Below are 20,447 nucleotides of genomic sequence, written 5' to 3'. Positions count from 1 at the left end.
GTCCTTGCGGCGCCACGGTCGAACTCGGCCTCCTGATCAACCGAATGTGGAATAGCAAATGACTGCAGCCCTTCCCCCGAAAATCGAGCGCCTGGCGAAAGCCGGATTCGCTCTGCAATGGCTGCACCCAAAATCAAAAAGGCCGATCGGAAACGATTGGGCTGCCAAGCCCGTCGCATCGCTCGCAGATCTCAAGCGCACATATCGCGACGGCAATAATGTCGGCGTCCGTCTCGGCAAATGGTCTGTGGTCTCAGGCCTCTACCTGCACATCATTGATTTCGACATCCGCGTGCCGTCCAAGGTCGACGAAGCGCGCGAAAAACTCCTTGAACTGCTCCCCGAACTCGATCTGGAATCAGTCCCGACCGTCATCTCGGGCTCGGGTGGTGAGAGCCGCCACTTCTATATCCTCACAGACAAGCCGTTCCCGCCCAAGAAGTTCGCTCACAGCGACGGTTTCGCCCTGGTGTGGGATGAAAGCAAGCAGCGCGACGTCAAGAAGTGGGATTGGGAGCTCCATCTCCTCGCGACCGGCGCGCAGGCGGCTATTCCACCCTCCATACATCCTGACACCGGACAGCCGTATCGCTGGCTGCGCGAGTTCGACTTTGATTTTCTGGATATGGGCATCGGGCCAATCCTGCCGTCAGGGGCAGTCGCCCGAATCGCCGAGGACAGGGAAGAGACCGAGGCCAATCCGGAGCGCCAGCAGCCTCTCGGCCTAGAAGATGATGAGATTATTGCCGTCCTCGACGACTTGCCGGCAGCGGAATGGTTTGAAGACCGCGACCAGTGGATGCGAGTCGGCATGGCTCTGCATCATGAGACCGATGGTTCGGATTTCGGCTTCGAGACGTGGTGCAAGTATTCCAAGATCAGCGAGAAGTTCGACGAGAAAGACCAAAAGCGTGTCTGGAAATCGTTCAGGAACCGGGCACAGGCGCCGTTCCGCATGGCCAGTCTCGTCGCGGTCGCGCGGGAAATCAGGGCAGAACGCGCGCTCGATTCGATCGAGGATGACTTTGACGATGTCGAGGAGATCGACGACAGCCGAACAGACATGTTCGACGATCTCCTTGGCGCCGGGAACGGTCCCGAGAAGTCAAAGCTGTCGAAATCACAGCTGAAGCTGAAGAAAGCTGAAGTCGAGTTCGAGCTCGGCCGCGGCGCACCGCCGAAGATCGCCAGGATGAACGAACGATTTGCTGTGGCACGTGTCAGCAGCAAAACCGTGATCCTGGACTTTCATGCTGACAACACCGTCACTTACGGCTCCGTCAACGACCTACATAATTACCACGAAAACGACCGCGTACCCAAAGACAAGACAACCGAGCCTCTGTCCAAGCAGTGGATGCGCTCGAAACATCGTCGATCATATCCGAACGGCATTGTTTTTGCACCGAACCGCGTAGTCGAAGGTGCCTATAACCATTGGCAGGGCTTCTCGGTCGAGCCCGACGGCAACAGATCCTGCGCGCTCTTCCTAGATCACCTGCTGACGATATTCTGCAATGGTAATGAGGAGCATTTCTGGTACCTGTTAGGCTGGCTTGCTCACATGGTCCAGAAGCCCGAGGAGAAGCCGGGCGTTGCGGTCATTGCGATCGGCAAGAAGGGCGCTGGCAAGGACACTGTCGCGGACTACGTGGGCAGTCTCTTCCAGAATCACTACATCACGATCGGCAATCAGGAGCAGATGACGGGCAAGTTCAACGCTCATCAGGAGCGCTGCTTGCTGCTTAGCGTTCAAGAAGGCTTCTGGGCCGGCGACAAGAAGGCTGAAGGCCAGCTTAAATATCTTATCACATCCAACAACGTGATGATCGAGCCGAAGGGCATGAATGCATTCCCGATCAAATCGGTCCTGCGCCTCTTCATCTCGTCGAATGAGCGGTGGGTGGTCCCGGCAACTCAGGATGAGAGGCGCTTCTTTGTCCTGAATGTCTCGTCTCAACGCTGTAACGACCACAAGTATTTCGACGCCCTGCACAACGAGATGAATAACGGCGGGCGCGAGGCGCTGCTGCACTATCTCCTAACCTACGATATTTCCGATTTCCAGGTCCGTGCCGTTCCGGACACCGAGGCTCTCGCAGAGCAGAAGGTGGAGGGCCTTAAGAACGTCGAGCGCTGGTGGCACGGGGTGCTTTACCAGGGTGCCTTCGATGGCATGGGCCACACAATGGCAGATGCGTGGCCGGCCGAGCCTATACGCGTAATCAAATCAGAGTTCCGAGATGCCTATGGCCGCTGGTTTCACAAACAGCGTTATCAGGGGCTGGAGGCCAGTGAGGTAGCATTCTCCAAAAGTTTGAAGGCGATGCTCCCACAATTCGAACCGGTGAGAGTCCGCGACGAAGGCAGACGACTCCGGCTTTGCGTAGTCCCTCCCCTTCCCGACTGCCGTGACGAGTTTGATCGCTGGATAGGCGCCGAAATCAACTGGCCGGATAACGCCATTGATCTTCCCATTGATTCCCGCAATACTTTCAATGATGACGATCTATTCAACTAAATGTTGAATAGACTAGACGAAGGTGACCGAGATGCTTGATATCCTTACAGCGTTCCTCGCTCCGAATACCAGAGCTCTAACTGAGATCGAGGTAAACGCGATCGTCGACGAACTCGGTCCCGGCAATATCGCGGATATCGTTGACGCATATGCCGCACAGGCGGCAGCAACCGGTCTTGATCCCATCGCCGATCATATTGCGGGCCGAGTTTTCGAGCGGTGCGGACCTGTCATCGACGCCATAGCTGCAGTCGGCACCGGAATCGCTCGTGAGAAGATCGCGAAATCAGGCCACCTGTTTCGGATCGCTTGCGCACATCAAACGATAATCGCCACCTTCCCTGGACGCTCGCTCGAAGAAATTCTCGCACACATCGTCAATTTGGCAGTCGCGAAAGCTCGTGAAACCTCGGTCTTCTCAACCGGCAGCGATCGGAGACACTGACAATGGCCGGTAAAGATATCGATCTTGTTATCAGGGCGAAAGACCGGGCTTCCGGCGAACTCGACAAAATCTCGAAGGCGCTGAAGAAGAACGTCGGTGATATGGACGACGTTGCCAAGGGAGCCGGGAAAACCTCGGATGCCCTTGGCAAGATCGCCTCCCAAGCTCAGAAATTTGAAGGCGAACTGAACAAACTTCAGGCGGCCGGGAAAGTCGCTGCCGAGCTCGACAAGGCAACGGCTGCCGTCACCCGCATGGAAGGCTCACTGCGCAGCAATGCCGGTGAACTCGCAAAGCTTGCGCGCGACAGTGATGCAGCAGCGCAGGCAGCCACGCGGCTGAAGGCCCAACTGGCTGCCGAAGAAAACTCGCTTGCCTCGAACAAGAATGCCCTTGCCGCCAGCCGCAAGGAATTGGCCGAGGTCAACAAGCAAGTTCGACAGGCGGAGCAGAACCAGGCCCGCTACAACAAGCAGCTTGGGTCGACTCCCGATCATTTCGTCAGACCGGCTGCAAAGTCTGCCGGTGCTTTCATCTCTGCCGATCTGCCGGCACAGAAAAATGCTCAAGCTCAGGTCATCAAGCAGGTCCAGGAATACCAGGACGCGATCAAGCAGTCCTCTGATGCTATCAAGAACCTGCGCCCGCAGGTGTCGGCCGCAACATCGTTGCAGAACCAACTTGGCAACGAGGTGGCACGAACTGCCATTGCGCTTAACGCCGAGCGCGACGATCTCGGAAAAGCACGCACCGAACTCGACTCCATCCGTGGCGTGTCGGCGAAAGCCGGTGAAGCGCTTGGCGGTGTCGCGATCTCGCAGGAAAATGTCAGCGCCGCGGCTCAGCGGATGGCAGCCAATCTTGCGGCAGCCAAGGCGCGCATTGAGGGTTTGTCGAACGTAAAGACGATCAGCGGCGCATCAGATACCGCGACGGCTGCAGGTGGCATCGATGTTCAGGCTCTTGCCACGCAGCGCCGAGCCGTCCTCGAGGCCCGTCGCGAATGGGTCGCCGCACAGACTGACGTCAAGGCACTGGCGCAACAGATGCGCGCTGCCGAAGCTCCGACCGAAGAGTTGGGTGCCGCCTTCGGTGCTGCCCAGGCGAAGGCACGTCTAGCCAAGCAAGAATATGAGTCGCAGCGCCAGGCGCTCGCAAGCCTTGGCGGGTCTGCAAATGCCACCTTCAAAGAGTTCAGTCGATCAGCCAGTGCCATCCGGCAGATCGCGCCAGCCGCACAACAGACCAGCGCGGCAATGGCGAGCGCGTCAGGCCAGACGTCTGCATTCGCACGAGCACTCGCGACCGTGGGCAAGGAAAATGCCCGCACTGTTTCGGTGCTTCAGTCGATCCGAAGCGAGATCCTTGGACTGACCGCGAGCTACATCGGATTCCAGGCAGCACTCGGACAGGTGTCCGGTGCCGTCGACTCTTTCCGCCAACTCGAAGCTGTCCAAAGCCGCCTTGGTTCAGTGTTCAATCAGGACACCGGAAAGGTTGCGACCGAAGTCGCCTTCTTGCGTGACCAGGCCGATAGGCTCGGTATTAGCTTCGGCACACTGGCAGACGAGTACGGCAAGTTCGCTGTTGCCGCGCGGGCTGCCAACTTCACCACCGAAGACACCCGCAAGATTTTCATTTCTCTTGCTGAAGCAGCGCGCGTCAATCAGCTGAGCGTTGCCGAAACGTCTGGCGTTTTCCTCGCCCTGACTCAAATGATCTCGAAGGGCAAGGTTTCCGCCGAAGAGTTGCGTGGTCAATTGGGCGAACGCCTACCGGGCGCCTTTAACATCTTCGCTACGGCAATCGGCAAATCAACGGCCGAACTCGATCAGATGATGCAGAAGGGTGACGTCCTTGCCGATCGCTCCACTCTTCTCCGGTTCGCCGACGAGCTGACGAGGCGTTTTGGCCCTCAGCTTGGCGCTTCGCTGCAAAGCTTGACGACGGATCTCGGCCGCTTTCAAAACGACGTTCAGTCCTCTCAGATCGCAGTGGCAAACGGCTTTGTCCCGGCGCTGCAATCAGCCCTTCAGTCCTTCCATTCTTTCGCTCAGTCGAGCGACGGCCAGAATACCTTTACTGCGATCGGCAAAGCTGTTGGCGAGGCAATTAAAGTCCTCGCTGAGGTACCGAAATATTTTGACCTCATCGCCGCGGCCCTGAAGGTATTTGCAGCGGCGAAAGTCGCCGAGCTCTTCGGAGGCCTTGCTGGCAAAATGCTGCAGGCAGTGTCGGCGATGCAGGCTTTCAATCGCGAGCTGACACTTGTCGGCCCTCGAACCCAAGCAGCAACGAACTCGCAAACTATGTTCGGGCGAGCTCTGGCGCAAAGTGTGAGCTCACTCGGCAGCTTCCGGCAAAACCTCCTCGCCTCGACGAGCCAGAGCGCCCTCGCCCGTACAGGCGTTGTCAGCTTGGCTAGTGCCGTTGGCGGTTTGCAGACTGCTCTTGTCGTGACGGCTACTGGCTTTCGCGCACTGCTGGCAGCGTTCGGCGGCCCGATCGGCATCGCCCTGACCGCGGTGACCTACGCGGTTGGCACCTGGCTGACCAGCATTGGCAATGCCACCTCGGCCGTTGAAGAGCACAAGCGCCAAATCGACATCGTTGTTGCCGCTTACAACGCGGCCGGCGATAAGGCAGGTGATTGGGCGAAAAAGATCAGCGGCGTCACCATGGCTCAGGCCATCGCGAGCGTCCAGGATCTCAAGAAGCAGTTCGATAAAACCGCGGCGTCCGCGGAAGAATCGAGCAGGAGGCTCACCTACGCATTTCAGGATTTCCCATCGGATTCTCCACAGGTGCGCCAACTTGCTCAGTTCCAGGACGCCCTAAAGGCCGCCCGCTCAGGCGCGATTTCCGTCAAAGAGCTTGAAAGCGCCCTCAACGATATCGCGCTGAATCCGGCCGATGAGCAGCTGAAGCAAATCGCGCTCGAGATCCTGAACATCGTCAACAATGCCGGCGAAGGCGAGACGAGTCTAAAGGATCTTGGTGATGCAATTGCCAGTGCGGAAGCGTTGGTTCGGCAGATGAACGGGGCCGCGACTGACGCCGACAAGGCGCTCCTTGGCCTCGGAAAATCTGCACAAGAGACATCGCAGAACCTCGACTATCAGGGCAAGGCAACAGCGTTCAACAAGCTATTGCTTGATATGCAGGAGAACATTCCCGGCGTCGGCGAAGAGCTTAAAAAGCTCGAGGCACTCAAAGGTCTCGAGAAACAGTACAAGGATGCGATGAATCTCGCGACCACGATGGGTCAGGTTCTCGACGCTACGAAGGCGTACAGTGATGCAGTCGCCGGCATCAATCAGTCGTTCATGCAGAAGCAGTTCGACTCTCTCCCCAATATCAGCGGCAACCTCATCGATCGCATCATCCGCCAGGAAGGCGGTCAGGACGGAACAGGACCGTCGACATCGAGCGCACGCGGGATCGGCCAGTTCACCGAAGGCACCTGGCTGCCGATCTTCAATCGTCTGTTTCCTGCACTTCAGCGGCTGACGGACGCTCAGAAGCTTGGTTATCGAAGCAGAGACGAATTTGCGCGGCCTGTTCTTCAAGAATTCACCAAGCAGAACCAGATGCAGCTCGCGAACGCGGGAGTGGCGCCGACGGACACCAACACCTACCTCGCGCACTTTCTCGGTGCCGGCGATGCGATCAAGGTTGTGCTCGCCAATCCCGACGAGCTAGCGAAGAACCTGGTTGATCCGGCGTCGGCAGCGGCCAATCCGACAGTAATCAAGTCTGACACCACTGCGCGCGACCTGATTAATTGGTCCTTCCAAAAAATCGGCAGCGGCTCGCCAATTATGGCTGGCGGCCAGACCAAGCAGGAATCTTTCGACCAGGGCATCACCGGCCGGGTGAAAGCCTGGAAGGACGAAGCCGACGCGCGCAAGGACTCCAACAAAGAAGCCAAGGTAGCGCGTGAACTCGCTCAGGCTGAGAACGAAGCAATCAAGGAAGGCGTCACCCTTAGCCAGGCGCAACGCGATGCGATCAAGGAAGCAGCCGCGGCGAAATACGACTCTGCGCATGCTGACGAGCAGCTGAAAGCCAATCAGCAGGAAGCCCGTGAGCAGCTTAACGACATCATCGGCCTCGACCAGCAGCGCAAGAACCTGCTGCAAGAGATCAACATGGCGCAGAACGCTGGTGACAGCGGGCGCACTCAGGAACTGGTAACGCAACTTCAAGGAGTCAACGACCAGCTGAGCGCAGCTGTTCCCAAGGCATTGGAGCTCGCGCGAGCGCTCGGCGACGAGAAAATGGTCGCGCAGCTTCAGAAGGTGCAGCTGAACACCGCTAAGGTTGGCAGCGGCCTGACCGCGTTCGGTCTCTCAGCATCGAACGTGCAGGAACTGGTCGGATCTTTCGCCAATGGTCTCGTCGGCGCCTTCGACAATTTCGCGCAGTCGGTTGCCAATGGCGCCAACGCTTTCCAGGCGCTCGGCCAGGCCTTCTTGCAGTTTGCCGCCGATTTCCTGCGCCAAATTGCGACGATGATCCTGCAGCAGATGATCCTCAATGCCCTGGCCGGTTTCGGAGGGCCAATTGGTCAAGCCGCTCAGGGTCTCGGCGGTGTTGCCAAAGTCATCACCGGACATACCGGAGGCCTGGTCGGATCGGCAGCGATCGGCGGCGGCAACATGTCGAGGCAGCTCAACTTCGATTGGGTCGGGAACATCATGCGCTATCACTCGGGCGGCATTGCGGGCTTGCGCCCTGATGAAGTGCCGGCCGTTTTGAAGAAGAATGAAGAGGTCCTAACGGAACAGGATCCACGTCATCGCTTCAATTCCGGCCAAGAAAAGCCATCAGAATCGAAGGGTGGCCAGCCGATTAAGCAGGTCTTGGTTCTCAACGAACGCGATCTTTCGAACGCTGTTGCCAGCTCGCACGGCGAGAAAGTCGTCATCACCCACATCAAGAACAACGCTCAAACCATTCGTAAAGTGTTGGGGGTCTGATGATGAGCCCCGTCGGCGATATCTACACCCTCCAGGAAGTAGCCGAGCGCCTGCGCATGACCACCAGGGCTGTTGCCAAGGTTGCCAGGACATATGGATTGTGCACCATTGTCGGCAGAGAGTTCCTTTTCTCCGAAACCGATATCCTCGCCATTTGGAATGTTTTGCGATGCCCCTCAAACTCATCCAGCGTCAAGGCTCCGAAAACTTCTACATCCGTGGCACGATCAGAGGACAGAGCGTTTTCGAATCTACTGGCACTAGCGACCGCAAGACAGCCGAAGAAATCCGGATCCAGACAGAAGCGCGCCTCCTGAAGGAGAGCGTGCACGGCAAGAAGGCGCTTATCAGCTTCACCGAAGGAGCTGAAAGCTATGTTGCCTCGGGCGGTTCGCCGAAATATTTGGTCAAGAAAAACAAGAAGACCGGCAAAGTGACAGGCGTTGTTACCCAACTGCGCGGCAAGTTGCTGAAGGACATTACGCAGAGCGACCTAGATCAGGGCGCCGCGGCTTTGTATCCCACCGCCAATGCGGACACCAAAAACCGACAATTTTTCACCCCGTTCATTGCCGTCTGGAACCACTGTGCTCTCAACCGGTGGGCTGAGGAGAGGAAATGGCGCCGCCCGCGTAAGCCAAAAGGCACTAACGTGGCCGTACTGAAGCGCAAACGTGCTGGCACGACTCCCACAAGCTACGATCGTGCCGCGACCTTCGTCGGCGAGATGTCGCCCGCAGCAGCGCAGATCATGACAGCGCTTTTTTATACGGGCATGCGGCCGATCGAGATGTTTACGTTGGAGGCCCCGCAGATCGATATTCCCGGCCGATGGATCACCCTGGACGCCTCGAAGACCGGTGAACCCCGTGGGGTGCCGATGCATGAATTTCTCGTGCCGCTATTCACCTCACTGCTCGAGAAGCGCAAAGGCATTGTGTTCCTATCCCACAAGGGTGAACCCTACCCGCCTTCTGACGACTTCGGTGGCCAGATCTCCGGAGCCATCGAGGGAGCACGCAAGCGCCTCGCCAAGCGCAAGATCGATATCGTTGATATCGCGGCTTATACCGGGCGCCATAGCGCCTCAACACAGCTGGTGGTCAACGGCGTGCATCCTTACATCAAAGATCAAATCCTCGGTCATGCTGCCGACGACATGAGCCGTCATTATACGAACGTGCCGCAGCCTGCTCTCATTGAGGCAATCAATACCCTGCCTGTACCGCAGATTTGGCGCGATTTATGGTGGTGGGAAGATCCCGCATATTGGTCCCGTCGGCTTATCCCTGCAAAGAAGAAAGTTGCCGTCGCCGGCAAATTGGCTTAGGCGGATCCGTGCAAAATCCGTGCAGTGCAATTCTCAAAAGGCAGAAAATGAAGATTTGCCATGAGGATACAGATACCCCCTTCCACCCTTGGTAAGGGTGAGGTCGGTGGTTCAATCCCACTCGGCAGCACCAGTTTTCTCCTTTAGCATTATCCACCGCGCCAATCGGCGCCATTGCTGCCGGCAAAAATCTCGCTAGAATATTAGCATTCTGAAGTCTTTGCGGAGGAACCGGGAGGCTTCAATCACTGTTTCTATCGAGACATGCTGGAGGAGCGTCGATGGCAACTGAACGATGGAATGGTCCGATCAAGGTAGGTTTCGAAGGGGCCGGAGCACGCACGGTTAACGGACCGTTCGACGCCTTGGCGTGCCTTGCCGAGCACTGGCCTGCCATGCGCGGACTGAAATACCTCAGGGCACGGAGCGTCTGCCGCGCGGCACTCGATGGAAGAAAGACCGTCGAAGAGGCTCGCGCGGAGTTTATGGCAGCGGCCGAGGAAGCAAAGCTTAAGGTGCATTAAGTCTTCAGCGGCGGTTCGGACAAATAAAGTCCAATCCGTTCCGAAACGGAGCAATGCTTTATTTTCACTTAACCCTGCACGGAGCTCGCGCAGGGCTTTGTTTCGAAAGATATTGCGCCGCTCGTCTGTTCATCAATAGAACGACGCCAGCCATCATGATGATGGTTAGAGGCTCGTCACCCTCTGTGGGAGACTGCAGACGAGCCTCGTCCGCAAGAAAAATGGAATATTCGATCAGCAGTCCGAAGTATTCTCATCCTGGACCTGAATATATCCCACACCGACGATTGTGCCATCTGCGACACGAATGAAGGACGGCAGGTAATGCGGCTCGGCGGGCTCGCAGACGGCAGCGCTGGTATATTCATTCAGCGCGATTTCGTCCTTCGGCAAGGCCGAATAATCCATATCGGTTTCGAGTGAGGCATAGGCGGAGCCGGCAAAGGCGCCGCACCCAATAAGAAGGCCCCAGGCCCAGAGGCGTATAGGCGTTTGCATTATTGTCTCCAGCATTGAAATCAGCTTTTCAACACCGAAGGCAGGGCGTTGGTTCCTTGAAAATCTTCAAGTGGACGGTGAATTATTTCACCAGCATGCGGCAATGGACGTAACCGCTTCCGACAATAGCCTCGGCAATCGCCCGAGCCCGCTCACTGTCGCTCCATTGGCGCACGAAACCTTCGAGAATGACGCAGGAACCGATGGTGGAGACGATGATTTCGGCTGCATCGAAATCGCCCGCAGCATGCAGGGCGCTTTCCACGGACGCGCGCATGGCGGCCGTGTTGCGGCTCTTCATCCAGGCTTCCTCGTCAGTCGGCGAGTTGTGAAATCGCAGCACCATGGTCGTTCCTGACATTGGCTAATAGGGATTTAACGCTGGAAGACGACGTTTGTTGCGGTGCGCGGTCGGCCCGATGCATAGTCATCACGATGGTGGTGCTGAAATCTTGCCGGAAGTGTCGGCAGCCGCCGCAAACAATTGCAGCCGAGGAAAAGACGATGAAAGCGCTGGTGCCTGCCCTTCTTGCGACGACCCTTTTGGCCACACCCGCTCTGGTCGGCTGCTCCGCCGCGGACGCGCCTGCGCTAGAGCCAATTCCCGGCAGCATCACCTATGGCGGGCAGCCGCGCACGAAGCTGACGAAGTCGCCGATCGGCAGCGCAGTGTACAACGACTTCTACGATCAGCAGGGCCAGCGCGTCTACGAAACCTATATTCTTCAGCCCGACCGCAGCCTGAAGCTGGTGCGGCGCCAGATCGTGCCGGATTTTCCGCAATAGTGCGTGGCAGCCCCTGCCTGCTTGACACCGGCGCCAATCGAGAACATCCAAGGAACATCTGATTTTATTCGCGGGTGCTGATTCTCCCGTTAAGCCCAACCGGACGGCTGGATGTATCTCGAGAGACTCAACCCCCAGCAACGCATGGCCGTTGAACACGGCACGCTCGCAGACGGCAGTCATGTGGCAGGTCCGCTGCTGGTCATCGCCGGGGCCGGCTCCGGCAAGACGAATACGCTTGCGCACCGCGTTGCCCATCTGATCCTCAAAGGCGCCGATCCGCGCCGAATCCTGCTCATGACCTTTTCCCGCCGGGCAGCAGCAGAAATGGGCCGCCGCGTCGAACGCATCTGCGGCGAGGTTCTCGGCAAGAATTCCGGCATCATGGCGGATGCACTTGCCTGGAGCGGCACGTTTCACGGCATCGGCGCACGCCTCTTGCGCGACTATGCCGAACAGATCGGCATCGATCCGGCCTTCTCCATCCATGACCGGGAAGACAGCGCCGACCTGATGAACCTCGTGCGTCATGATCTTGGTTTCTCGAAAACCGAGAGCCGGTTTCCGACAAAGGGAACCTGCCTGGCGATCTATTCGCGCGCGGTAAACTCGGAAATGGAACTGCCGCTCGTGCTGCGCGACGCCTTTCCCTGGTGCGCCACCTGGGAAAAGCAGCTTCGCGAGCTTTTCGCCTGTTACGTCGAGTCCAAGCAGAGCCAGAACGTGCTCGATTACGACGACCTGCTGCTCTACTGGGCGCAGATGGTGGCCGAGCCGATGATTGCCGAGGATATCGGCAGCCGCTTCGACCATGTGCTTGTCGATGAATATCAGGACACCAACAAGCTGCAGTCTTCCATACTTCTGGCGCTGAAGCCGACCGGCCAGGGCCTGACCGTCGTCGGCGACGATGCGCAGTCGATCTATTCCTTCCGCGCGGCGACGGTGCGCAACATCCTCGATTTTCCGGCCGCCTTCAGCCCGGCCGCCAACATCGTCACGCTTGACCGCAACTACCGCTCGACGCAGCCGATCCTGGCCGCCGCCAATGCCGTGATTGACCTTGCCTCCGAGCGTTTCACCAAGAACCTCTGGACGGAACGTGAATCGCCGGAACGGCCGCGACTGGTGACTGTGCGCGACGAGAATGATCAGGCACGTTACGTAGCCGACAAGGTTCTCGACAATCGCGAAGAGGGTGTGAAGCTGAAGAGCCAGGCCGTGCTCTTCCGCGCGTCGCATCACAGCGGCCCGCTGGAAGTGGAGCTGACCCGCCGCAACATTCCCTTCGTGAAGTTCGGCGGCCTGAAGTTCCTCGACAGCGCGCATGTGAAGGACATGCTGGCGGCACTGCGCTTTGCCCAGAATCCGCGCGACCGGGTGGCGGGCTTCCGGCTGATGCAGATCCTTCCGGGGGTCGGGCCTTCTACGGCGCAGAAGGTGCTGGACCATATGGCTGAGGACCCGAGCCCGGTTGCGGCGCTCGCCGCCATGCCTGCGCCGCCACGCTCGGGCGACGACTGGACCTCCTTCGTTTCGACCATGCAGGAGCTGAAGACCGGCAAGGCCGGCTGGCCCGCAGAGATCGAACTGGTGCGGCAATGGTATGAGCCGCATCTGGAACGGCTGCATGAAGATGCGAGCGCCCGGCTTGCCGATCTCATCCAGCTCGAACAAATCGCCGGCGGTTATGCTTCTCGCGAGCGCTTTCTGACCGAGCTTACGCTCGATCCGCCGGATGCAACCTCGGATCAGGCGGGCGTGCCGCTGCTCGATGAGGATTATCTCATCCTTTCGACCATCCATTCGGCCAAGGGACAGGAATGGACCAAGGTCTTCATGCTGAATGTCATCGACGGCTGCATTCCCTCCGATCTCGCGGTCGGGACGACGGCGGAAATCGAGGAAGAGCGGCGCCTCCTCTACGTGGCAATGACCCGCGCCAAGGACAATCTCGACCTCGTCGTGCCGCAGCGCTTCTTCACCTATGGTCAGAATTCGCAGGGCGATCGGCATGTCTATGCGTCGCGCAGCCGCTTCATTCCGGCCACGCTGCTGCAATTCTTCGAGGTTTGTGGCTGGCCTCAGGTCAAGACCGATACGGCAGCCGCCCAACAGGCGCGGCAGGTACGCATCGATGTCGGCGCGCGCATGCGGGGCATGTGGCGCTAGAGCCTTTCCCGATCAAACACTGTCAGAGCGAAAGCGGCGGCTTGGGCGATTCGAAGAAGCGGCCGATCATTTCATCATTGACCAGGGCGATCGTCGGCGGCGACCATTTCGGATTGCGGTCCTTGTCGATGACGGCTGCGCGAACGCCCTCGTAGAAATCCGGACCGTGCAGCACGTGCATGCAAGCCCCGAGTTCGCGGGCCAGGCATTCGCCAAGCGTGCGGCTCTGGCGGCCGGCTCTCAACAGCCGCAAGGCAAGCTTGAGACTGGTCGGCGAACGTGTGAGCATCACACGGCGGGTTTCTGCGGCGAATTCACCCTCCTCCGTAGCGAGTGCGGAAGCGATGTCCTCTACGCGGTTGAAATGGAAGGCACGGTCGATCATTGCGGCATTGGCCTGCAACCTGCCTTCGTCCACTTGCTCCGAGAGACCGCGCAGCACCGCATCCACATCGTCAGACGAACTTCCCGCAGACAGGTTCGTCAGATGATGGACTGCCTCTTCGAGGCGCGAGGAAGACATATAGACGTCAGCGAGGCCGGTATAGATTGCATCGGAGGCATTGATATCGAGCCCGGTCAGGGCCATCCAAGTACCGCTTTCACCCGGCGTGCGAGGCAACAGCCACGTAGCGCCGACATCTGGAAAATAGCCGATACCGGTTTCCGGCATGGCAAGGCGGGTACGCTCGGTGACGATCCGATGGCGGCCGTGGCTGGCAAGCCCGACGCCGCCGCCCATGGTGATGCCGTCCATCAGCGCCACATAGGGTTTCGGATAGCTGGCAATCCGGTGATTGAGGCGGAATTCCTCGCGCCAGAAGGTTTCCGCCAGGCCGTCGCCGGAACGCCCGCTCAGGTGAATGGCGCGGATATCGCCGCCGGCGCAGAAGCCGCGCTCGCCCTCCCCCATCACGACGACGCTGGCCACCGCTTGGTCACCGGCAAACTCGTCAAGTGCGGCGGCAATCGTACGCACCATCGGGATCGTCAGGCTGTTCAACGCCTTTGGGCGGTTCAGCCGGATAAGGCCCGCCGTGCCACGCCGTTCAACGATAACTTCGCTTTGATTGCTATTGTCCATGGTCCACCTCGCTCCTTCCCTAGGAATAAACGGGGTCGGGCCTAGGTTCCAGTGGCTGGCTGATCAATCAGGCCGAAAGGGGCTGAGAAACAGTGGCATCGCGCCTGACCGCGTAGTCGATCGCCAGTTCCAGCGGCAGCGGCCGGGAGAAATAATAGCCCTGCGCCAATCTTACGCCGATGCCTTTCAGCGACTCCGCCACATCCTCGCTTTCGACACCTTCGGCCACGGAAGCGATGCCGAGGTTCTGGCAAAGATTGGCGACGGAACGGGTGATGTTCATGCAGCGAGCATCGCGGTCGAAATTCATCACGAAGGCCTTGTCGATCTTCAGCTTGTCGAAGGCCAGGCGATGGATATGGCTCAAGCTTGAATAGCCCGTGCCGAAATCATCAAGCGCAATCGAGATGCCGGCGGCGCGCAGCATGCCGATCACCTGATCGGCAGTATCGAAGTCAGACAGCAGCGCCGTCTCGGTGATCTCGAATTCGATACGTTTTGGGTCGACGCCCGACCGGTTGATCATGGCGAGCAGGGCCATCGAGGTTTCGTGATCGCAGATGTCGCGGGCCGACAGGTTGAAGGAGACGCGCAGATGCGTCGGCATGATCTTCAGGGCGTCGAGCGCCTGGCCGAAGAGAATGCGCGTCACGCGGCCGATCACGGCGGTGCGTTCGGCAGCCGGAATGAAAGCATCGGGGCTGATGCGGCCGAAGCGGGCGCTGTCCCAACGCGCAAGCGCCTCAAAACCGACGACACGGCCGCTGCGCAGTTCGACGATCGGCTGATATTCGAGCTTCAGCTCGCTGGCGAAATTCTCGGTCTGCAGTTCGAGCTCGATCAGGTAGCGTTGTGTCAGGATCTTTTCGTGCTCCGGCGAGAAGAATTCCACACCGCCGACACGCTTGCTCTTGACCTGATAGAGCGCGAAGTCCGCTTTCTCGTAGAGGTCTTCGGCCGTGTACTCGCCCGCTTCAGGATAGACGATGCCGCAGGAGCCGGAAACACGGACCGAACCGTCGGGGATGTCATAGGGTTCGCGCACGGCCGCGCATAGCGCCAGGCCGAGATCGGAAATTGCCCTGAGCGTCATGTCAGCGGGGAAGATGATGCCGAACTCATCGCCACCAAGACGCGAGACGATGCCCTGATCGCCCAATAACGAGACGAAGCGGCGCGCCGTCTCCTTCAATACGACGTCGCCAGCCGCGTGGCCGAAGACGTCATTGACTGGTTTGAAGCCATCGAGATCGACGATGCCGATGACCGGTGGCGCGGCGGGATCCTTCAGCAGCATCTGTTCCAGCGACAGGAAGAAACTGCGACGATTGGCAAGGCCAGTCAGTTGGTCCTGCAAGGCATTGCGACTATTGACGCGATTCAGTTCCTCGGCTTCAGCCTGCTTCTGCTTGAGCTCTTCTGCAAGCCGCACGAGGTGCGCGAAATTCTGGAAGTAGCTGTTGATGACACGCAGGAAAGGCAGCACCAGGAACAGGCCGCTGACGGCCGTTGCAACGAAAACCGGGTTGCCGGAAAAGAGAAAGGTCACGATCATGGCCGTAAAGGTGATGACCGTGGTGATTGCCGCGGCGAGCGGCAGATGCATCAGGCAGAAAACGCAGGAAATGCCGGTTACAACCAGAAAATAGGCGATCTGCCCCTGCTGCGAGGCATCGCCATATCGATAGAGCGCGATAGCCCAACCGCCGAAGCCGATGGTGAGGATGACTGCGCCTGCTAGCGTTATCTTCATCAGCCGCAGCGCGCGCTCCGGCGTGACATTTTCCTTGCCTGATATTTCCCACCAGCAGAGGCGAAAGACGCAGACAATGCTGAGCCCGACGGGAATGTAGAGCGAAAGCCAGAGAGGCGCCGACCTAATGTGAGTGATGGCCACAGCCAGCGCATTGATGACAAGAAGAACGTAGAGAATCGGAATCTGTGACGACAAAGCCTTGAACTGTGCCACCAGAAACTTCGGATTATCTTTTTGCAGCCGCAACGAGGCTATGAAGTTCTTCATGATCCCTATTCCCTTGGCTGAAGTTGGCCAGAGAAAGCTTGATTATTCCTTATTCACGTAACGTCGGGCCACCCGTATCTACGCCGGAATGGCAAGTTGTTCGGCTGCATCTCAGAAAGAAGCTGCAGCCAGTGCGCGATGAATGCTGTGCAGATCGTCGACGCTCTTGTTCATCAGGAAGAGCTCCCAGTCGAGCGAGCTGCGGACGATGGTTTCCAGTGAGTCATATCTCGGCGCCCAATCCAGCACGCGGCGGGCAAGCGTCGCATCGGCGACGACGCTTGCGGCGTCACCCGGGCGACGTGCCGCCATGTTGATTTTGAACGAATGACCGTTCAAGCGGGTGACCATGTTCAATACGTCGAGTACGGAATAGCCGTTGCCATAGCCGCAGTTGGCGACAAGTGGCCCCCTGCCCTGGCGCAGATGCTCGAGTGCCTTCAAATGCGCCGCCGTCAAATCACTGACATGGATGTAGTCGCGCACACCGGTGCCATCATGGGTCGGGTAATCGAAACCGTAGACGGTAATGCTGCCACGCTTCCCGAGCGCAGCCTCACAGGCGACCTTGATGAGATGGGTCGCACCCGAGGTCGACTGGCCAGCGCGCAGCTGCGGGTCGGCGCCCGCGACGTTGAAATAGCGGAGCGCCACATAACCGAAGTCATAGGCGGCCGCGGCGTCACGAAGCATCATTTCGGTCATCAGCTTCGACTGGCCGTATGGATTTTCCGGATTGAGGGGTGCCGTTTCCTTCACGGGAGCGGAGCTCTTCTGCTGGCCGTAGACAGCGGCCGTCGAGGAGAAGACGAAGTTGCGGATACCGGCCTTGATCGAAGCGCTCAGCAGCGCGCGCGTTTTGCCTGAATTGTTATCGTAGTAGGAGAGCGGATCGGCAACCGAAACAGGGACGACGGCAGAGCCGGCGAAATGGATGATTGCCTCGATATCGTTCTCGATGAAGATCTTCTTCAGCACATCCGGATCGGAGACATCGCCAAGATAGAAGCGCGCCGCCGGCGCCACGGCCCAGCGAAAGCCGGTAGAGAGGTTGTCGAGCACGACGACGTCTTCACCGGCATCCAACAGCGTCCAAACCATGTGGCTGCCGATATATCCAGCCCCACCTGTCACCAGAACCGCCATGTCTGCATTCCCTGTTTTATGTTTTTTCGGGAACATCAGAACGGTGTTTTCCTTTCCGATTTTGTTATCAAACAGCCTCGGAAAGCCTTTGCGGCCGGTATGTTTCGACATGTGGTTAGAGGCGGATTTCCGGCTTTGCTACAATTTTAGCGACCGGCCGATTTCGAAACGAAAAGGCCTCCTGCCCCTCTCTTTCAGCGCTCATTGACATCACGCATGCGGCCGGGCAAACTCAGGCCATGAACAACTTCGCGTTTCAGGCTATGACGATGGGCATGACGACCACCCTTTGCGGTGGGGGCGTCGGCTTGTGACCTGAAACTATTCACATTACCCGATCCAACCCCGCCGGACGCGCGGGGTTTTTTGTTTCTGCCCCGATGTCCGCCCCATGCAAGGACTTCTCGTGGCACAATATCTTCTTTCCATATCTCGTGACCTGCCCCTCTCCAACAGGGAGCAGCAATGATGAGACTCTACCTGTCATCCTATCGGCTCGGAGCGAGCGCCTTCCGGCTCAAGAAGCTTCTCAATGGCGGGCGGCGCGCCGCAATTATCCAGAATGCGCTGGACTTCATCCCGTCCGAGGCGCGTCGCGCCTATGAGGCCAATGTCTATGATCCCAAGGAGGAGCTCGCCGATTGGGGGATCGAGGCGGAAGAACTGGATCTGAGGGATTATTTCGGGGAGCCGCGTGTTCTTGAAAAAGCGCTCGCCGGTTTTGATCTCGTCTGGGCCGTCGGCGGCAATGCCTTTCTTCTAAGGCGCGCCATGCGGCAGAGCGGTTTCGATCAGATCATAGGGGAGTTGGTGCGCGGCGATGCGATCGTCTATGGCGGGTTCAGCGCCGGGGCGGTCGTGGCGACGCCCTCGCTCAAGGGCATCGACATCATGGATGATCCGCGGCAGTGTGCGCCAGGCTATGACGAGAGCGTTCCTTGGGAAGGCCTTGGCCTCGTCGACTTCTCCATCGTTCCGCATTATCGCTCGGCTCATGATGAGGCAGAAGCGGCCGAAAAGGCAGCCAACTTCCTTGACGAAACCGGCATGCCCTTTCAGCCGCTCAGGGACGGCGAAGTTATCATCGTCGAGGGTCGGAACGTGACGCTGCTTCCGGTCTTGCCGGAAGCGATGCGCCGTTCCGCTTAAATCTTGAGGATGTAGTCGGCGAGCCGTTCGGCAGCGACCGCCACCTGTGCCGGATCGCGCAGAAAGCAGGCGCGCAGGAAAAGTGCGCCGCCCGGTCCGAAGGCTGTGCCGGGCGCAAGGCCGACGCCGGTTTTGTCGACGATATCGATCGCGGCCTTGCGGCTGTCGGTAACGCCGTCGATCTTGAGGAAGGCGTAAAGCGCACCGTCGGGCTTCAGCGTTTCAACGCGGTTGGTGGCGATCAGCGTCTCGCAGAGGATATCGCGGGAGCGGGTCGCCTTCTCGATATTCGACTGCACGAAGGCGTCACCTTCGTTAAGGGCCGCAACCGCACCCTTCTGCATGAATTGTGCTACGCCGGAGGTTGAATACTGGATGAGATTTTCCAGCACCTGTCCGGTCTCCGGCGGGGCGACGATCCAGCCGACGCGCCAGCCGGTCATCGACCAGTTCTTGGAGAAGGAGTTGACGAAGATGACCTTGTCGCCCGGCTCCATCACATCCAGGAAGGACGGCGCGCGACCGCCAGCGTAGAAATAACGCGCGTAGATCTCATCTGCCATGATCCAGAGATCATGTTTACGAGCAAGCGCCAGGATATCGGCCAGGTCCTTCTTCGTCGCGGTCCAGCCCGTGGGGTTCGACGGCGTGTTGATGAAGAGGCCGCGCGTCTTCGGCGTAATGGCTGTTTCAACGCGGTTGAGATCGACCGCCCATGTGCCGCCTTCAAACTGGAGCTCCACGCCAACCGACCGCGCGCCGGCGATTTCGAGGGCGGCGGCAATGTTCGGCCAGGCCGGGGTGAGGTAGACGAACTCATCGCCGGGTGAAGTCAGCGCCTGGACGGCGATCTGGATCGCCTGCATGCCGGAACCGGTCACATAGAAATGCTCAGGTGCCAAACGGATACCGAAATGCCTGAAATAGTAATCCGACAGGGCCTGGCGCAGCTCGGGGATCCCGCGCTGCCAGGTGTAGAAGGTCTCGCCGGCGGCGAGCGCCTGCATGGCCGCCTGATTGATGAAATCGGGGGTAGGAAGATCGCCTTCGCCAACCCAGAGCGGCAAAAGGCCTTCACGGCCGCGGGCATAATTGACGACTTCGACGATCCCGCTTTCTGGCGCTGCGACGGCGCGCGGGCTGAGGCTGCTTATAATCGACATGCATATCTCCGGTTCACGCCTTCATAACGGATTTGCAGGCGCAAATCCCATGACAAAGCGTGATGGCATATCGATTTTCGTGATGGATGAGCCCGGCCGGAATGGGCGGGCCCTCACCCGGATCAGACCGTCAGATCAGACGGCCGGGCGCTTGGCGAGAAGGTCGCGGATTTCGGTCAGCAATGCGACATCGGCCGGCGGCGGCGGGACCTCTGCCGGTGCGGCCTTTTCCTTGCGCTCGACCTGCTCGCGCAGGATGTTCACAGCCTTGATCATTAGGAAGATGATCCAAGCGAGGATCAGGAAATTGATCAGGACGGTGATGAAATTGCCGTATGCGAAAACGGCCCCACCTTTGCGGGCTTCGTCAAGGGTTGGCCCAACGGCTTTGTCCGACAGCGAAATGTAGTAGTTGGAAAAATCGAAACCGCCGAAGATCGCGCCGACGATCGGCATGATGATATCCTCGACCAGCGACTTGACGATCCCGCCGAACGCGCCGCCGATGATGACACCGACTGCGAGATCCATGACATTGCCGCGGGCGATGAACGCTTTGAACTCATTGAGCATCAGATCTGTCTCCCCTCGATGCATTTTTCAAAGACATGCCATTGTTTTCAT

General features: G+C 58.7%; 15 protein-coding genes. 8 read left to right on the top strand and 7 right to left on the bottom strand.

What is annotated here, in order from left to right:
• The first annotated feature begins 58 nt into the window (after positions 1-58).
• From LVY75_12380 to LVY75_12360, 5 genes are all read left to right on the top strand, one after another.
• Entirely contained in the window at positions 59-2,521 is a 2,463-nt protein-coding gene (locus LVY75_12380) for a DUF5906 domain-containing protein (GenBank protein ID XAZ24017.1), read from the top strand.
• Between the two features lie 31 nt (positions 2,522-2,552).
• A complete protein-coding gene (locus LVY75_12375; protein ID XAZ24016.1) occupies positions 2,553-2,966 on the top strand; it encodes a hypothetical protein in 414 nt (137 codons plus the stop codon).
• A 2-nt stretch (positions 2,967-2,968) separates the two neighbouring features.
• Positions 2,969-7,948 (top strand): tape measure protein, encoded by a 4,980-nt coding sequence (locus LVY75_12370; protein XAZ24015.1) that lies wholly within the window; start codon positions 2,969-2,971, stop codon positions 7,946-7,948.
• Positions 7,949-8,117: 169 nt separating this feature from the next.
• Complete coding sequence (locus LVY75_12365; protein XAZ24014.1) at positions 8,118-9,278, top strand: tyrosine-type recombinase/integrase; 1,161 nt, start codon at positions 8,118-8,120, stop codon at positions 9,276-9,278.
• A 281-nt stretch (positions 9,279-9,559) separates the two neighbouring features.
• Positions 9,560-9,802 (top strand): DUF982 domain-containing protein, encoded by a 243-nt coding sequence (locus LVY75_12360; GenBank protein XAZ24013.1) that lies wholly within the window; start codon positions 9,560-9,562, stop codon positions 9,800-9,802.
• Positions 9,803-10,036: 234 nt separating this feature from the next.
• Here the strand turns inward: LVY75_12360 and LVY75_12355 are convergent, their stop codons facing one another.
• Both LVY75_12355 and LVY75_12350 read right to left on the bottom strand, forming a co-directional pair.
• Positions 10,037-10,300 carry a hypothetical protein gene (locus LVY75_12355; protein XAZ24012.1) on the bottom strand — a complete coding sequence of 88 codons (264 nt, stop codon included), beginning with the start codon at positions 10,298-10,300 and terminating at the stop codon, positions 10,037-10,039.
• Positions 10,301-10,382: 82 nt separating this feature from the next.
• The gene (locus LVY75_12350; protein XAZ25707.1) at positions 10,383-10,601 is read right to left on the bottom strand and encodes a BON domain-containing protein; all 219 of its coding nucleotides are present in this window, start codon (positions 10,599-10,601) and stop codon (positions 10,383-10,385) included.
• A 203-nt stretch (positions 10,602-10,804) separates the two neighbouring features.
• Between LVY75_12350 and LVY75_12345 the strand changes: the two genes are divergently transcribed.
• Positions 10,805-11,086, top strand: coding sequence for a hypothetical protein (locus LVY75_12345; protein XAZ24011.1), 282 nt, complete (start codon positions 10,805-10,807; stop codon positions 11,084-11,086).
• A gap of 111 nt (positions 11,087-11,197) precedes the next feature.
• Complete coding sequence (locus LVY75_12340) at positions 11,198-13,258, top strand: ATP-dependent helicase (protein ID XAZ24010.1); 2,061 nt, start codon at positions 11,198-11,200, stop codon at positions 13,256-13,258.
• 22 nt (positions 13,259-13,280) lie between these two features.
• Here LVY75_12340 and LVY75_12335 read toward each other — a convergent pair whose 3' ends face one another.
• From LVY75_12335 to galE, 3 genes are all read right to left on the bottom strand, one after another.
• Positions 13,281-14,342, bottom strand: coding sequence for an enoyl-CoA hydratase/isomerase family protein (locus LVY75_12335; protein ID XAZ24009.1), 1,062 nt, complete (start codon positions 14,340-14,342; stop codon positions 13,281-13,283).
• Between the two features lie 67 nt (positions 14,343-14,409).
• On the bottom strand, positions 14,410-16,365 hold the full coding sequence (locus LVY75_12330; protein ID XAZ24008.1) for an EAL domain-containing protein: 1,956 nt from the start codon (positions 16,363-16,365) through the stop codon (positions 14,410-14,412).
• Between the two features lie 111 nt (positions 16,366-16,476).
• Positions 16,477-17,511 carry a UDP-glucose 4-epimerase GalE gene (gene galE, locus LVY75_12325; GenBank protein ID XAZ24007.1) on the bottom strand — a complete coding sequence of 345 codons (1,035 nt, stop codon included), beginning with the start codon at positions 17,509-17,511 and terminating at the stop codon, positions 16,477-16,479.
• Between the two features lie 465 nt (positions 17,512-17,976).
• Here galE and LVY75_12320 point away from each other — a divergent pair, with 465 nt between their 5' ends.
• Complete coding sequence (locus tag LVY75_12320; GenBank protein ID XAZ24006.1) at positions 17,977-18,660, top strand: peptidase E; 684 nt, start codon at positions 17,977-17,979, stop codon at positions 18,658-18,660.
• Here LVY75_12320 and LVY75_12315 read toward each other — a convergent pair.
• The gene (locus LVY75_12315) at positions 18,657-19,823 is read right to left on the bottom strand and encodes a pyridoxal phosphate-dependent aminotransferase (GenBank protein XAZ24005.1); all 1,167 of its coding nucleotides are present in this window, start codon (positions 19,821-19,823) and stop codon (positions 18,657-18,659) included. The genes LVY75_12320 and LVY75_12315 overlap by 4 nt on opposite strands.
• 135 nt (positions 19,824-19,958) lie before the next feature.
• Positions 19,959-20,396, bottom strand: coding sequence for a large conductance mechanosensitive channel protein MscL (gene mscL, locus LVY75_12310; protein XAZ24004.1), 438 nt, complete (start codon positions 20,394-20,396; stop codon positions 19,959-19,961).
• Positions 20,397-20,447: the final 51 nt, after the last annotated feature.

Origin of the sequence: Sinorhizobium sp. B11 (assembly GCA_039725955.1) — a bacterium.
In the GTDB taxonomy this organism is placed as follows: Bacteria; Pseudomonadota; Alphaproteobacteria; order Rhizobiales; family Rhizobiaceae; genus Rhizobium.
The sequence above is the reverse complement of the archived record's forward strand: the minus strand, read 5'-3'. Positions and strand labels throughout refer to the sequence as shown.